The 14320-nt window shown below is 69.3% G+C and carries 15 protein-coding genes; 6 read left to right on the plus strand and 9 right to left on the minus strand.

Going from position 1 to position 14320, the window contains the following annotated elements; genetic code table 11:
• Window positions 1-54: 54 nt before the first annotated feature.
• The 3 genes from alaS to G9C85_RS17720 form a co-directional block, all read right to left on the minus strand.
• A complete protein-coding gene (gene alaS, locus G9C85_RS17710; RefSeq protein ID WP_166042435.1) occupies window positions 55-2844 on the minus strand; it encodes an alanine--tRNA ligase in 2790 nt (929 codons plus the stop codon).
• 143 nt (window positions 2845-2987) lie between these two features.
• On the minus strand, window positions 2988-3569 hold the full coding sequence (locus tag G9C85_RS17715; RefSeq protein ID WP_166042437.1) for a response regulator transcription factor: 582 nt from the start codon (window positions 3567-3569) through the stop codon (window positions 2988-2990).
• A gap of 203 nt (window positions 3570-3772) precedes the next feature.
• Entirely contained in the window at window positions 3773-4753 is a 981-nt protein-coding gene (locus tag G9C85_RS17720) for a replication factor C small subunit (protein ID WP_166042439.1), read from the minus strand.
• 175 nt (window positions 4754-4928) lie between these two features.
• On the opposite strand from G9C85_RS17720, the gene G9C85_RS17725 reads away from it, so the two are divergent.
• From G9C85_RS17725 to G9C85_RS17735, 3 genes are all read left to right on the plus strand, one after another.
• Window positions 4929-5999 carry a polymer-forming cytoskeletal protein gene (locus G9C85_RS17725; RefSeq protein WP_166042440.1) on the plus strand — a complete coding sequence of 357 codons (1071 nt, stop codon included), beginning with the start codon at window positions 4929-4931 and terminating at the stop codon, window positions 5997-5999.
• 82 nt (window positions 6000-6081) lie between these two features.
• Window positions 6082-6282 (plus strand): ubiquitin-like small modifier protein 2, encoded by a 201-nt coding sequence (locus tag G9C85_RS17730; protein ID WP_166042442.1) that lies wholly within the window; start codon window positions 6082-6084, stop codon window positions 6280-6282.
• Between the two features lie 4 nt (window positions 6283-6286).
• Window positions 6287-6730: a GNAT family N-acetyltransferase gene (locus G9C85_RS17735; protein WP_166042444.1), complete on the plus strand. Its 444-nt coding sequence runs from the start codon at window positions 6287-6289 to the stop codon at window positions 6728-6730.
• Window positions 6731-6850: 120 nt separating this feature from the next.
• Here G9C85_RS17735 and G9C85_RS17740 read toward each other — a convergent pair whose 3' ends face one another.
• On the minus strand, window positions 6851-8281 hold the full coding sequence (locus tag G9C85_RS17740; protein WP_166042446.1) for a phosphoglucomutase/phosphomannomutase family protein: 1431 nt from the start codon (window positions 8279-8281) through the stop codon (window positions 6851-6853).
• 266 nt (window positions 8282-8547) lie between these two features.
• Here G9C85_RS17740 and G9C85_RS17745 point away from each other — a divergent pair, with 266 nt between their 5' ends.
• The 3 genes from G9C85_RS17745 (at window position 8548) to G9C85_RS17755 (ending at window position 9998) form a co-directional block, all read left to right on the plus strand.
• Window positions 8548-8685, plus strand: a complete 138-nt coding sequence (locus G9C85_RS17745; RefSeq protein ID WP_166042448.1) for a hypothetical protein — start codon at window positions 8548-8550, stop codon at window positions 8683-8685.
• Between the two features lie 173 nt (window positions 8686-8858).
• Window positions 8859-9446: an NADPH-dependent FMN reductase gene (locus G9C85_RS17750; RefSeq protein ID WP_166042450.1), complete on the plus strand. Its 588-nt coding sequence runs from the start codon at window positions 8859-8861 to the stop codon at window positions 9444-9446.
• Between the two features lie 72 nt (window positions 9447-9518).
• Window positions 9519-9998 carry a hypothetical protein gene (locus G9C85_RS17755; RefSeq protein WP_166042452.1) on the plus strand — a complete coding sequence of 160 codons (480 nt, stop codon included), beginning with the start codon at window positions 9519-9521 and terminating at the stop codon, window positions 9996-9998.
• 24 nt (window positions 9999-10022) lie between these two features.
• Here the strand turns inward: G9C85_RS17755 and G9C85_RS17760 are convergent, their stop codons facing one another.
• The 5 genes from G9C85_RS17760 to G9C85_RS17780 all read right to left on the minus strand — a co-directional run bounded on the left by G9C85_RS17760 (window position 10023) and on the right by G9C85_RS17780 (window position 14269).
• Entirely contained in the window at window positions 10023-10301 is a 279-nt protein-coding gene (locus G9C85_RS17760) for a hypothetical protein (RefSeq protein WP_166042454.1), read from the minus strand.
• A 108-nt stretch (window positions 10302-10409) separates the two neighbouring features.
• Window positions 10410-10829 carry a hypothetical protein gene (locus G9C85_RS17765; protein ID WP_166042456.1) on the minus strand — a complete coding sequence of 140 codons (420 nt, stop codon included), beginning with the start codon at window positions 10827-10829 and terminating at the stop codon, window positions 10410-10412.
• Between the two features lie 3 nt (window positions 10830-10832).
• Window positions 10833-13178 carry a DEAD/DEAH box helicase gene (locus G9C85_RS17770; protein WP_166042458.1) on the minus strand — a complete coding sequence of 782 codons (2346 nt, stop codon included), beginning with the start codon at window positions 13176-13178 and terminating at the stop codon, window positions 10833-10835.
• Between the two features lie 70 nt (window positions 13179-13248).
• Window positions 13249-13767 (minus strand): hypothetical protein, encoded by a 519-nt coding sequence (locus G9C85_RS17775; protein ID WP_166042460.1) that lies wholly within the window; start codon window positions 13765-13767, stop codon window positions 13249-13251.
• Between the two features lie 175 nt (window positions 13768-13942).
• The gene (locus tag G9C85_RS17780) at window positions 13943-14269 is read right to left on the minus strand and encodes a hypothetical protein (protein ID WP_166042462.1); all 327 of its coding nucleotides are present in this window, start codon (window positions 14267-14269) and stop codon (window positions 13943-13945) included.
• Between the last annotated feature and the right edge of the window lie 51 nt (window positions 14270-14320).

Raw genomic sequence — 14320 nt, forward strand, 5'->3', positions numbered from 1 at the left:
AGCGACCCGCTATTCCTCGCGCACGATCGCCGTAAACGACCGAGGAATCAGCTCTCAGGCGTTCTTGACTGCTCGCAGGACGTCCGCGGCCTCCTCTAGCGCGTCGTCGAGCGCGTCGACGTCCGGGCCGCCACCTTGCGCGAAGTCCGGGGGGCCGCCGCCGCCACCACCGACCTTGCCCGCGAGCTCGCCGACGACCTCGCCGGCGTTCACGCCAGCGTCCTCGGGCACCGCGACCACGAACTGCGCGCTCCCGCCAGCGCCGGACCCGAACACCGCGATCGTCCCCTCCTCGACGAGCGCGTTCGCCGTCGCGCGAAGCTCGTCCGTGTCCGCGTCCAGCCGCTGGATCACGGCGGGCGTTCCGCCGACGTCGACCTCCTCGGCGTCGCCGGCGCCGCTCGCGCGAACCTCGGCCAGCTCCTCCTTGAGGTCCTCGATCTCCTTCCCGCGAGCCTTCCACTCCTCGAAGAACCGCTCGGCGGTCTCCGGGACCTCCTCCGGCGTCACGTCCAGCACGTCCGCCGCCCCGTACAGCGCGTCTTCGGCCTCCTGCGTGTACGAGATCGCGGCCTCACCGGCGGCGAACGTCAGCCGCTCGACGCCGTCCTGCACGCGCTCGGCGTTCCGGATCTTGATCGTCCCGATGTCGCCCGTGCGAGCGACGTGCGTCCCACCGCACGCCTGGACGTCGTCCGCGACGTGGATGAGGCGGATGTTCTCGCCGGGCGGAATCCCGCCCTGATAGAGGTCGAACCCGTGCTCGGCCTCCGCGTCGTGCCGGTCCGGCCACTCCTGGGTCACCGGCGTGTTCTCCATCACGATCTCGTTCGCGACGTGCTCGATGCGCTTGACGTCCTCGCGGTCGATGCGGTCGTAGTGATGGACGTCGATCCGCGACGACTCCACGCCCTTCTGCGCGCCCGCCTGCCGGATGTGTTCGCCGAGCACCCGTCGCGCCGCGTGAATCACGACGTGCGTCGCCGTGTGATGCCGCATCAACTGCCGGCGCCGACGCGTGTCCACTTGCCCGCGGACGATGTCGCCCTTCTCCGGGCGCTCGTCCGTGCGATGCAGGATGACGCCGTCCCGGATCTGGACGTCCTCGACCTCGACCGTGTACGACCCGTCGTCGTCCGACAGCGTCCCGGTGTCCGCCGGCTGTCCACCACCTTCGGGGTAGAACATCGTCTGGTCGAGCACCACGTCGAACCCCGACTCGCGCTCGAACACGTCCAGCACCACGGCCTCGAACGACGTCCGCTGCTGGTCGTCGTAGTACAGTCGTTCCGTCTCCGGCAGGTCGTCGATGCGGTCGTCGCCGTCGCTCCCCGCGTCCTCGAACGCCTCCTCGGAGTCGTGTCGCTCGGCGACGAGCGAGTAGAAGTCGTCCGGGACGTTCACGTCCGCACCCGACTCGGCCGCGATCTCCTCGACCATGTCCGGCTGGATGCCGTGCGAGTCGTACAGCTCGATGAGCTCGCTCGTCGGAATCGACTCGGACTGCCGCGCGTAGTCCTCGGCGAGCTGCTCGACCCTCCGACCGCCGCGCTCGAGCGTCTGCCGGTACTTCTCGACCTCGGTGCGGACGATGTCTCGTATCGTGTCGCGGTTCTCGTACCCGAGGCGCTCGGCCTGCATGTCCACGAGCTCGTCCAGCGGCGCGTCCACGCCGACGCCGTCGACGAGCCGCTTCGTCCGCCGGAGCACCATCCGCGCCAGGTAGCCCGTCGAGACGTTGCTCGGCACGATCCCGTCCCCGAACATGTACGCCATGGTCCGACAGTGGTCGGCGATCGCGTAGATGTCCTCGAGGGGCTCCATGAGCGCCTCCAGCTCCGCAACCTCGACATCGAGCTTCTCCGCGATGGTGTCGCGCGCGGACTCCATGTCCTCGGCCTCGTCGATGTCCATGTGTCCCGCGAGCTTCGCAGCCCGATGCACGAGCTCGGCCTCCGATTCGGAGAGCTCGATGCCCGCGTTCTCCTTCAGGAACGCGATCGTGTCCGGATAGACGGCCTCGTACACCGTCGGCGTCCCCTGACTCATCCACGTCCACCGCTCCAGGCCGTACCCGGTGTCGACGATGTACGTGTCCATGTACGAGTACGTGTTCCCGTCCTTCAGCTCGTACTCGCCATCCGGGTCCTGCTCCATACACATGAAGACGAGCGTCGCGAGTTCGGCTCCTTTATAAATGACCTCGATCGCGGGCCCGGCGTTCCCGCCACCCACCCACGGATCCTCGATGTACACGATCTCGTCGAGGTTCGCACCCATCGACTCGAAGAACTCGTCGCAGTACTCGACGCACTCGTCCTTCCAGTACACCTCGCCCTCATACGCGTACTGGCCGGGGTCATCGAGGTCCTCGCGCGCGTTGAACGCGTGATGCGCCATCATCTCGAACGCCATCGTGTGCCGGCCCGTCTTCCCGACGTTGTCGATGTCCTGCATCCGAATGCAGGGCTGGGAAATCGTGAGGGGGTTCGCCGGCGGCGGCGTCTGCCCCGAGGTGACCAGCGGCTGGAAGTCGTAGATCGACGCCTGCGTCAGCAGGACGTCGTCCCGCCAGCGGTTCGCCGCGACCGGATACGGCTCGATGCGCTCGTGATCGTTCGCCTCGAAGAACGACAGGAACGCCTCCCGCATCTCCTCCAGCGAATAGGCTTCGTCGAACCCGGGGTCGTCGATGAACGCGTAATCCTCACAGGGCGGTTCTCCGCACGTCTCGCGGTCGTGATCCCGTGTCCAGAAGTTCGCCCCGCAGTCCGTGCACTCCTTGCGCACGAACCCGTTCTCCTCGAAATAATCGAGGCGATACTCCTCTTCTAGCTCGCTCATTCTTGCGTCAGTCTCGCCCCGCGGGACGTAAAACGGTTCCGGGAGTCCCTGACGCGGGCGGTTTCACCGGGTCGCCGCGCCGGTCACACGGACGTCGAGGACGCCGTCACCGGACGGGGTACCGGCGAGGATGCCGTCGGCAGTCACTCCATCGCAGACTCGATGAGACCCCGAAACAACCGCGTCTGCGTCGACGGATCCGACAGCAACTCCTCGAGGAGCTCGTCGGCGCGCTCGCGGTGCGCCGCCGCACGCTCCACGAGCCGATCGTACTCCGCCGAGGCCGACAACTCGTCGCTCGACTTGTGTGCCTCCAGAACGGAGAGCTTCGACACCGCCGCGTAGTACTCGCGGAGCTCCGTCGCGTACGCCGACCGCGCGAGCAACCGCTCGAGCGTCCGCTCGAACGTCTCCCGCGTCACCGGCTTCACGAGGTAGTCGTCGAACCCCATCTCGACGATGTCGAAGTCCGGCTCGACCGCCGTCACGATCACCACCTGGCCGTCGTACCCGCGATCCCGCAACCGCTCGAGCACCTCGTCGCCGGAACACCCCGGGAGCCGTCGGTCGAGAACGACGACGTCCGTCGACTCGTCGACCGCTGGCACCGCCTCGTCCCCGGACATCACCGTCTCCACCGACCACTCCTTGGGCGTCCACGACGCGTACAGCTCCGCCAGTTCGGCGTTGTCCTCGACGACGAGGACGGACGTGTCATCCGTCATGATACTCGCAAGCCATCGCTAACCTTGTGAGACCGTCACATAAAGCCCCCGGCCGGAGACGCCTCAAACCCGAAAAATCATCCGCGAGCGCGCCTCGAACCAACGACCAGCGAGTAGTACCACCGTCTCCGAGTCTCGACACCACGTTCGCGGACCGAACGGACTGGCGTTCCCGGACCGAGTCGAACCGGCTCGAACCGAACTCAGTCGCGAGCGAGCGACGCCAGCAACGCCTCCAGCTGGATGCGCTCGTTCGCCCCCTCCGTGATCCGATAGTCCGCCTCCCCGAGCCGATCCATCAACCGCACCGTCGCCGTATCGTCCAGGTCGAACTCCCACGCCGACCGATGCACCTGATCGATGATGTCCCCACCAGCCAGCCCGCGATCGCTCAAGAGTTCGTCCAACCGCGAGCGCGACGCCACGAAGTCGCCGTCGATCGCCAACGACACCATCTCCTCGACCTCCTCCGGCCGCGCCGTCGACGTGATCGCGTACACGGTCGCCTCGTCCACGACCTCGTCCGTCACCGACGCCGCCTGCAGTGCGTTGATCGCCCGCCGCATGTCGCCGTCCGCCGCGTACACCAGCGCGTCAACGCCGTCGTCGGTCACCTCCAGCCCCTCCGCCTCGGCGATCTTCCGGACTTGCGCCGCCACCGCCTCGTCCCCCAGCGGCGAGAACCGGAACACCGCACACCGCGACTGGATCGGGTCGATGATCTGACTCGAGTAGTTACACGACAGGATGAATCGCGTGTTGTTCGAGAACTGCTCCATCGTCCGCCGGAGCGCCGACTGCGCGTCGCTCGTCAGCGCGTCGGCCTCGTCCAGGAAGATGATGCGGTACTCGTACCCACCGAACGACGAACGTGCGAAGTTTTTGATACGGTCTCGAACCACGTCGATACCGCGCTGATCGGACGCGTTGAGTTCCAAGAAGTTCTCTCGCCAATCGTCGCCGTAGACCTCCTTCGCGATGCTAACGCTCGTCGCCGTCTTCCCCACGCCCGCCGGCCCTGCGAACATGAGGTGCGGCAGGTCGTTCTTCCGGACGTAGCTCTCGATGCGGTCGATGATGTCCTCGTGCCCGACGACGTCGTCGAGGGACTCCGGCCGGTACTTCTCGATCCAGACCTCCGTCTTCCCGGCGGGTCGGTCCCCTGCGTCCGCGGACTCGCTCATACCCTCGGCCACGGCCCTGCCGCAGATAAAGCCCCCGAGACGACGCAGGCACCTCGAGTTCGGGGACGTCGTCGACGGCCTTCTCCAGGAGCACATCGAGGGCAAGTGTGCGGCGGTGCTCACTCCCTGAGAACCAATGCTCGTGATTATGGTCGATTCCGTCGTATCCGTACGTATGAGCCATACGTCTTCCCGGCGAGCGTCGGCGTTCGTCGTCCTGCTCGTCCTCGCACTCGCGATCACGCCCGCTCTCGCGGCGGCCGAAACGCGCGCCGGGTCGACGGTCACCGTCGGCCCCGGCGAGACCGTCGACGGTCTCGAGGTCGCCGCCGCGACCGTCGTCGTTCACGGGACCGTGAACGGGAACCTCGACGGTGCCGCCGCGAACGTCCGCATCAGCGACTCCGGCGTCGTCACCGGCGACGTGAACGTTGCCGCCGCCAGCCTCAGGATCGACGGCGAAGTCGGCGGTGACGTCTCCGCGGGCGTCGCGACGTTCGTCCTCGGCGACGGCGCTCGCGTCGGTGGCGCCGTCGACGTCGGCGCGGCGGATGCGACGTTCGCCGGCCAGGTCGAGGGCGACGTCACCGTCGGCGCGGACACCATCCTCGTCGCCGACAGCGCGGCTCTCGGCGGCGAACTCCGATACGACGGCGACCTCACGCAGCGCAGCGGTGCCACCGTCGCTGGCGACGTCGTCCAGGACGAGAGCATCGGCGGGAACCAGTTCGGGTTCTCGCCGGTTCCCACTGGAGCCGGTGCAGTCTACGGGTTCCTCGCGAACCTCGTGCTCGGCGCGATCCTCCTGATCGCGTTCCCCGGAACGACCCGCGCAATCGCACGCACCGTCGCGGACCAGCCCGTTCGCGCCGGCGCGTTCGGTCTCCTGACGCTCTTCGCGGTCCCACTGGTACTGGTCGTGTTCGCGCTCACGATCGTCGGGCTCCCGGTGACCGTCCTGGGCGCGTTCCTGTTCGCGCTCGTCGTCTGGACGGCCGTGGTCTACGGCTGGTACGCGGTCGCGTCGTGGGCGCTCGGCCGCGTCGACGTCGGGAACGACTGGGTCGCGCTCGCCGTCGGCCTCCTCGCGAACGCCATCCTCGAGTTCGTTCCCGTCCTCGGCCCCGTCGTGTCGTTCGCGGTGTTCCTCGCCGGCCTCGGCGCGCTCGCGCTCGTCCTCGACGACTACCGGCGCAACCGCCGGAACGCGCGTCGCGGCACGACCGCGGACGCTCCGACCGCCTGACCGCTTGGACGGTAGTGCGTCCACGTCGCTCGCGGACACTGGACCCGTTACGCTGAAGCGCGCTCGGCCGATACCGTGGGGTATGCAGGTGACGGTGGACGTGAAAGGCGAAGCCGAGACCGAGGTCGACGCGTCGGCGGACGCGACGTACGCGGACCTGTTGTCGGCGGTCGACCTCAGTCCGCACGAGGTCACGGTCCTCGTCGACGGCCGGCCCGTCCCGGAGGACCAGCCGGTCGTCGTCGACCACGTCACCGTCCTTCGGCTCGTCAAGGGTGGATAGGTCGATGTCGGGCGCACGCGGCGACGCCGGGGTGGTGGTTCGGGAGGCGACGGCGGACGAATCGCTGGCGGTTCGGCGCGTGCTGGACGCAGCGATGCTGGAGACGGACGCCGTGGACGGCGCGGTCGAGCGCGGGGACGCGTTCGTCGCGGCGGTCGACGATCGCGTTGTGGGCGCGCTCGTGCTCGTTCCGGTCGCGTCGGTGGACGGCCCCGACGAGCTCGACGGATGCGACGGGATGCACGTGGACGCGGTCGCGGTCACGCACCGCCGACGCGGGCAGGGCGTGGGGCGTGCCCTCGTCGATGGGGCGCTCGAGCGAGAGCGACGGCTGTCGGTCGCGTTCGACCCGAGCGTGGGGACGTTCTACGACGCGCTCGGGTTCGAGACGGTCGTTCAGGCGGACGCGGACGGTCGCGCCTGGGCGGTGCAATCGCTGGACGTGTAGGCGACTGCGTGGTGGCGAACAGGGTGGACGACGGCGGCGTGCGAGGGCGTCCACCGCTCCCGTCTCGACCGCTCGCACGCCCGCGAATCGGGCACGGCGAGCGTGGCCGCGTCCTCCGACTTAAACGAGGGGTTCGACGAGGTCGCGGCCGGCGTCGAGGAGCGCCTCGACGCGGGCCTCGCTCTCGGCTTCGGCGTACACGCGGAGCTTCGGTTCGGTGCCGGAGGGCCGCATGAGCGTCCACGAGCCGTCCTCGAGCAGGAGTTTGAAGCCGTCGACGGTGACGACGTCCGCGACGGGTTCGCCGGCGACGGCGTCGGGGATGTGGTCCTCGAGGGCGGCGAGGACGTCCTGCTTGCGGTCGTCCGGGCAGTCGACGCTTTCCTTCCCCTGGTGGATCTCGCCGTGTTCGGCGAGGAGGTCGCTGACGCGGTCCTCGAGGGGGCGGTCGACGGCCGCGGCGGCGGCGAGTAGCGCCATGAACACGCCGTCCTTCTGGCGGAGGTGACCGCGGACGGCGAACCCGCCGGACTCCTCGCCCGCCATCAGGGGGTCGAAGTCGGCCATCGCCTCGGCGACGTACTTGAACCCGACCGGGGTCTCGTGGACGGTCTCGCCGTAGGCGTCGGCGACGCGGTCGACGAGGAACGTCGTCGAAACGGTTCGAACTGCAGACCCGCTCTCGCGTTCGAGGAGGTAGTCGTAGATTGCGGCGAAGAACAGGTTCTCGTCGAGGAATCCGTCTGGAGTGACGACGGCGATGCGGTCGGCGTCGCCGTCGTTCGCCACGCCGAGGTCGGCGTCGCGTTCGCGGACGGCGTCGACGAGTCCCTGGAGGTTCTCCTCGCTCGGTTCGGGGTGTGCGCCGCCGAAGTCGGGGTCGCGCTCGCACCGCAGTCGGTCGACGGACGCCCCGCACGCTTCGAGGAGCGCGTCCGTGGTGTCGCGGCCGGAGCCGTGGATGGCGTCGTAGACGACGTGCAGGCCGTCGAGGAGGTCGGTGGTGCTCTCGTCGCTGGTCGCGTCCCCGTCGTCGGCACCTACATCGGCGAGTTCGGCGATGCGGCGCCTGCACTGCTCGAAGTGCGGCGTCACCACGTCCACGCGCTCGACGTCGCCCCACTCGCTCTCGGGGAGCGGGTCGGGTTCGGCGAGGTGGTCGACGATGGCGTCGGTCTCGGCGGCGAGGGCGGGCGAGCCGTCGTCGCTGACGAACTTCACGCCGTTGTACTCGGGCGGGTTGTGGCTCGCAGTGATCATGCAGCCGCCGGCGAGGTCGCGGTCGCGGATGGCCCACGCGAGCTGTGGCGTGGGGCGGTCGCGCTCGGGCATGACGACGTCGAACCCGTTCGCGCAGAGGACGCGCGCGAGCTCCTCGGCGAACCCCTCGCTGGTCTCGCGGGCGTCGTAGCCGACGCCGACGGTCTCGCCGGCGCGTCCGGCGTCCTGGAGGTAGCCGGCGACGCCCTGTGCGACGATGCGGACGCGGCGCTCGGTGAACTCGTCGAGGGTCGCGCGCCAGCCGTCGGTCCCGAACTGGATGGCGTCCATGCGCGAGCAGACAGGCGCCGAGGCGAAAAAACCCCTGCACGGCCCTGCGAAGACCGGGGGTGAAGACGCTGCGAGCCGTGTCGCCTCGGGCTTCACTTTCACTTTCACCGCGCTTCGCTCGCACTTTTCCCCGTTCCGTTCACTATTACCAATAGCGCCCGATGGCGCGAGTTCGTACCGTCGCGGTGCGAGCGCGACGCACGCCGCACTGCGTCGATAAACAACGACGACGGCGGAGGTGTCTCTCGATACGAACGAAGGTCGTCATGACGCTGGCGACCGGAGCCGTCACGCTCCTCTCGCAGGGGAACGACGCGGGGTACGTCCTGCTCGCGGTCGCCGTCCTCGCGTCGCGCGGCTCGCGGTCGACCGAATCGCACGCCAGTGACCGCGACGCCCGATAGCGCGGGCGCCGCGGCCCACCGCGTCGGCTCCCCGCCCGGAGCCCACGCGTGTGGTGTTCTTCGAGCGAGATAGTGCTATCGCCGCCGGCAGCGGCAACCCGCGGTGCCTCGGAGACCGAGCGCGCCGTCTCCGCGACGAGGCGCTTATCCACGTCCACGACCAACTCCGGACAATGACCTCCCTCTCGGTCGTTGCCGTCTGCGGCAGTCTCCGCGACGAATCGTACACGCGAACCGCGCTCGCGTACGCCCTCGACGCCGCCGAACGAGCCGGCGCCGCCACCACGCTCCTCGACGTGGGCCGTGAGGACGTCCCGATGTACGACCCCGACGTCGACGACCAGGGCGTCTCCGAACTGCTCGCGACGATCGAAGCCGCCGACGCCGTCCTCCTGGGCTCGCCCGTCTACCACGGCACGTTCACGGGCGCGCTCAAGAACTTCCACGACCACTGCGGCTGGGACGAGTACGAGGACACCGTCGTCGGCCTCGTCGCCACCGCCGGCGGCGGCAGCTACGCCAGCACGCTCGAGCACATGCGCAGCACCGTTCGCGGCGTCCACGGCCACGTCGTCCCCGAACAGGTCGGCATCCGCTCGGCGTCGAGCAAGTTCGACCCCGACCCCGAAGCGATCGACGACCGCGCCATCTCCGATCCCGACATCGAGGAGCGCCTCCGCGACCTCGGCGACGCCGTCGTCCGCGACGCCCGCCGCTTCGCGACCGAACCCTGCGAGGGAACCGCCGCCGCCGACGATTAGCCAACCCAGGCCCGCGAAACGCGCGTTTCAGCTAGCCACACCTTCTTCGGTTCCGGCACCGACGTGCCGCACGTGCCAGACTGCTTCCGCCGAGACCTCCTCGGGACCACCGCCAGCGTCGCCGCCGCGGCCGCCTCGCTCGCCGGCTGCCTCTCGACCTCCGGTATCGGCGGCACCGAGAGCCAGCACACGGCGCCCGGGAACCTGACGGCGTGGGACCACACGCCCGACTGCAAGACGAGCGAGGAGCGCGACGCGATGGACGAGCACTACGACAGCACCATCGCGGTCGACCACACCACGACCAGCCTCGACGGCGGGTACGAACCCATCCGGTACGCGTCGCTGACCGGCGCGGAGCAGGCCCTGCTCGATACCGTGACGACCGACGGCGGGTACTCGACGTGCGACGAAGGCGACGCATTCGAGCGGTTCGTCGTCCGAGTCCGCGAGCACCTCCAGCGTCAGGACGACACGATGGCGTACCTCGAACGCGGCAGCGTCTACTACGCACTCCGCGTCGAGGTCAAGGACGTGGGCGTCTCGTACTGACGACGGAACGCCGCCACCGACGGGTCAATCGTCGTCGAGTGCGTCCGCGATGGCTTCCAGGTCCGCCTTCCGGAACGCGCCCCCCTCTGTCTCGGGGTCGGCGTCGTCCGCGAGGCCGACTCGTGCGCGAATCTCCGCGCGCATTCGCTCTTTCGTCGGGAGCCGGCCGTCGCCGACGTCGTACCCGAGGTCGCCGCAGATTGCCGCGAGCGCCTCCTTCGTGAACCCCGTCGAGACGAGGCGTTCGTGACGGCCGGTCGCGGCGCGGATCTCGTTGCGAAGATCGTCGACGGTCGGTGACATACCCGGAGTGGAGATGCGCCCACCGCCTGTACGTTGCGGTCGCGACGCGGCCGGGATGCTGTGATCGCGACGCCGCTGGGACGGTGCGGTCGATAGACCGCTGTCGGGTCAGTCCTCGAAGTCGAACTCGTCTTTCGCGCTGTCGACGGGTTCGTCGCGCGCGACGACCTCGGGCGGCGCTTCGGGGTCGTACCGCCAGTAGGCGTACGCGGTCGCGACGACCGCGCCGACGGCGAACGCGACGCCCGAGAGCGGCCACGCGAGCGCGGTGTTCGCGGTGACGAACCCGTGGAGGACGACGACGCCGAGCGCCGCGAACAGGACGCCGATGCCCGCGACCCCGTATCGGCCGTACCGGTGGAACGCGACCGCGCGGTCGCCGTCGCCCGCCGCGACCACGACGTAGTCGTCGTCCGCGGGGAACCACACCACGTCCACGCGCTCCCCGCTGTCGGCCGTTGTCTCCTCGCGGTCTCGAGGGTTCACGCGAGAGTCCGCGCTGTCCTCGCTCGGGTCGCTCGCGCCCATCGATCAGGTCACCCGGACGGTCCGCGTCTCTGCGACGGGCACGAGCGGGTGGTCGGGGAAGGCGATCGAGATCTCGTAGGTGAGTTCGTCGTCGTCGGCGCCGAACACGGCGACTGGCGTGGTGGTCTCGTCGCCGAGGTACGTCTCCGTCTCCGTCATCTCGACGCCGTTGACGGTGACGCGGAGGTGCGCGTTCGCGCCGCCGCCGTCGTTCGCGACCGTGACCTCGCGGACGTCGTTCTCGCCGGTCGCGACGGAGTCCGGGAACGCGCCCCACTCGATGCGCGGTGCGGGCAGGTCCGCGGCCGCGTCGACGATGCGTTCGGCGACGCCCTCCGAGAGGCCGGCTTCGACGAGGCCGTCCACGCCTGCGGCGACGAGGTCCCCGGGCGTCGCGAACCCCTCCTTCGCGAGCTTGCTCGCGCGGCCCGCGCCGACGCCGTCGACCGCGGTGAGGCCGACCGCGTCCGCGCTCACGCCGTCCTCGATGCGGGCGGCGACGCGCTCCGCGACGTTCGCCGCGTGCCCGTCCGCGAACCGCTCCAGGAACGCCCGGCACGCACCCAGGAGGCGGAGCGCGTTCTGCTTGATGACCCACGCGTCCGACCGCAGCTCCTTCGGGGTCGACCCCGTCATGCTCGACTCCAGTATCGCGAGCACCTTCCGCTGCCCCGGCTCCATGTCGCCCGTGTCCCGGCCGACGAGCACTGCGTCCACGGCCTCCTTCTCGCTCTGGCGAGCGCTCACGGAGTCGAACTCCATCGCCGTCGCGACCGCACCGAGGACCGCGTTCGCGTCCACCGGTGCGTCGCGGGTCGCGAGCTCGCGGAATCGGGCGGCGGTGTCGAGCCGCAGGTAGAACTTCGACGCGAGCATCCCGAGGCTCGTCGCCGACAGCGACAGGTCGTCGCCGGCGTCCACGAACCCGCGGTCGACGAGCCCCTCCAGCTTCCCGCGAACGTACTCGCGGAGTCCCTCGAAGTCGTACATCTCGGGCGCGGCGGACGCGCGGACGTAGTAGAACGTCGTCTCCAGCCAGTCCATCACGTCGTCCATGTCCCGTATCGTCCCCATCGCGATCTCCGCGTTCAGGTGCGCATCGAGGTTGTCCGCGAGCCGCGACTCGATGTCCTTGCCCTCCCGCAGCAGCCGCCGGTACTTGTCGGCGTCCGCGCGGTCGCAGACCACCCAGCCGTAGCCGACGTCGTCGTACCCCGGACGGCCCGCGCGCCCGAGCATCTGGAGGACGTCCAGCGGACTCATGTCCACCTCGCCCTCGAGCGGGTCGTGGAGCTTCGTGTCGCGGATGACGACGCAGCGCGCGGGGAGGTTCACGCCCCACGCGAGCGTCGACGTCGAGAAGAGTAGTTGAATCTTCCCCTCCTTGAACCACTGCTCGACGCGGTCCTTGTCGCCCTTCGCCAGGCCCGCGTGGTGGAACGCGACCCCGTCGAGGACGCTCTTCCGGAGCGTGTCGTTCTGGAGTTCCTTCGCGTCGTTGTGGAAGTCGTAGTCGCCGCGCGCGCCCATCGGGATGTCGCGCTCGCCGACCTCGTCCCGGGCCTTCTTCGCGGCCTGCACGGTGTCCTGGCGCGAGGAGACGAACACGAGCGCCTGCCCGTCCTCGCGGACGTGCGGTTCCGCGAGGTCGAGCGCGCGGTACAGCCGCCGGTACTTGTCCGCGAACGAGTTGTCGCCGTGCGTGTACGTCTTCACGCCCGCGTTCAACTCCACCGGTCGGTACTCGTCGCCGAACGCGAACGTGTTCTCCGCGGGCGCGTCGAGCCACGCCGCGACGTCGTCGACGTTCGGCATCGTCGCCGACAGCGCCACGACGCGCGGGTCGCAGAGCCGCCGCAACCGCGAGATCGTCACCTCGAGCACGGGCCCGCGCTTGTCCGAGTCCAGGAGGTGGACCTCGTCGATGATGCAGACGTCGACGTCCGTCACGAAGTCGTACCGCGTCGAGTCGTGCTTGCGCGTCGCCGAATCGAGCTTCTCGGGCGTCATCACGAGCACGTCGGCGTGCCGCGCCCGCCGCGGGTTCAGGTCGCGCTCGCCGGTGACGACGTACACCGAGTACCCCATGTCCTCGAAGCGCTCCCACTCGGTCTCCTTCTCGTTCGTGAGCGCCCGCATCGGCGCGACGAACAGCGCCGTCCCGCCGTCGGCGAGCGTCTTGCAGATCGCGAGCTCGGCGAGCGCGGTCTTCCCGCTCGCGGTCGGCGCGCTCGCAACCACGTTCTCGCCGGACTCGAGCAGCGCGGGCAGCGCCTCGCGCTGCATCGGATTGAACTCCTCGAACGCGAACGCCTCAGCGAACTCCGGGACGACCTCGGCGACCTCCATCCTGATAGGTACGCAGAGAGCGCGCGGCAAAGGCGTTTCCGTCCCGCCCCGACCCCCCGGGGCGCCGCCGCTACTCCTCGCCGTCCGACCCGAACACGGACTCGAAGTCGTCCTCGTCGCCGTCGTCCGCGCCACCGTCGTCGTCGCCGGCGGTCTCGCCCCCGCCGCCAGCGCTCCCGTCGCGGTCGGCGTCGTCGAGCACCTCGTCCGGGTCGTCGAAGACGTCGCTCGGCGCATCGAATCCGTCGCCGGCAGCCACGCCGTCACCTGGCGCGTCGAACTCGTCACCGGCGGCAGCCCCGTCGTCGCCGGCGTCGGTCCCGTCCTCGTCGCCGGCGTCGGTTCCGTCCTCGTCGGCACTCTCGTCCTCGTCGTCGATGTCGAGGATCAGTTCGACGTCCCCGCCGTCGCCCTCCGCGTCCGCCTCGTCGTAGAACCCCGCGACCTCGGCGTCGCAATCGGGACACACCGCGAACTCGTCGACTTCACCGAGGTCGTGCAACCGGAAGCGCGGCGTCACGTCGACGACGTCGTTCTCGAACTCGACGGTGGCCGTGCAGTCACCGATCGGACACGCCCTGTCATCCATTCAATAGGTACCGGGTGGCGAGGGATTTAGTCGTGACGGCCAACCGATGCCGGGTGGCGGGGACCCGACGACGAACGTACGGCGTCGACCGACCACCGGAGACGTCACTGGGCGGCGGTCTCCGCAGAAACGGTCCGTCGAGCGACGTCGCGAGTCTCCTCGCGGACGGGCGAATTCAGGAGCGGGGCCGTCGGGGGGACGACACGACGCGGTTCGCGTCGCCGTCGTAGTCGATGACCCCTACTTCGGCGATCAAGGGAAGGTGAACGTGGTGGAGCGAGACTGCGACCCGCTCTATGGCTTTCGCGTCGGGTTCGTCCGCGTTCTCGCGGGCAGCGACAGTTCGAGCGATGTCCGAGAGATCGACAGGATCGGTCCGCGTCGCGAGGACGTCGAGGACCGCCCGACGCCGTTCGGACGACAATAACCGATGGGTCTCGCTCTCAGTTAGATCGACTGTTCCCGAACGGTCCTCCGGTATTTCCAGTGTCGTGTGGGTCATGCTGAATTCACTCGCCTCGGTGGCTGTATGCCTCGACACGCGCTTCACCCG

It is taken from the genome of Halorubellus sp. JP-L1 (genome assembly GCF_011440375.1).
GTDB lineage: Archaea > Halobacteriota > Halobacteria > Halobacteriales > Natrialbaceae > Halorubellus.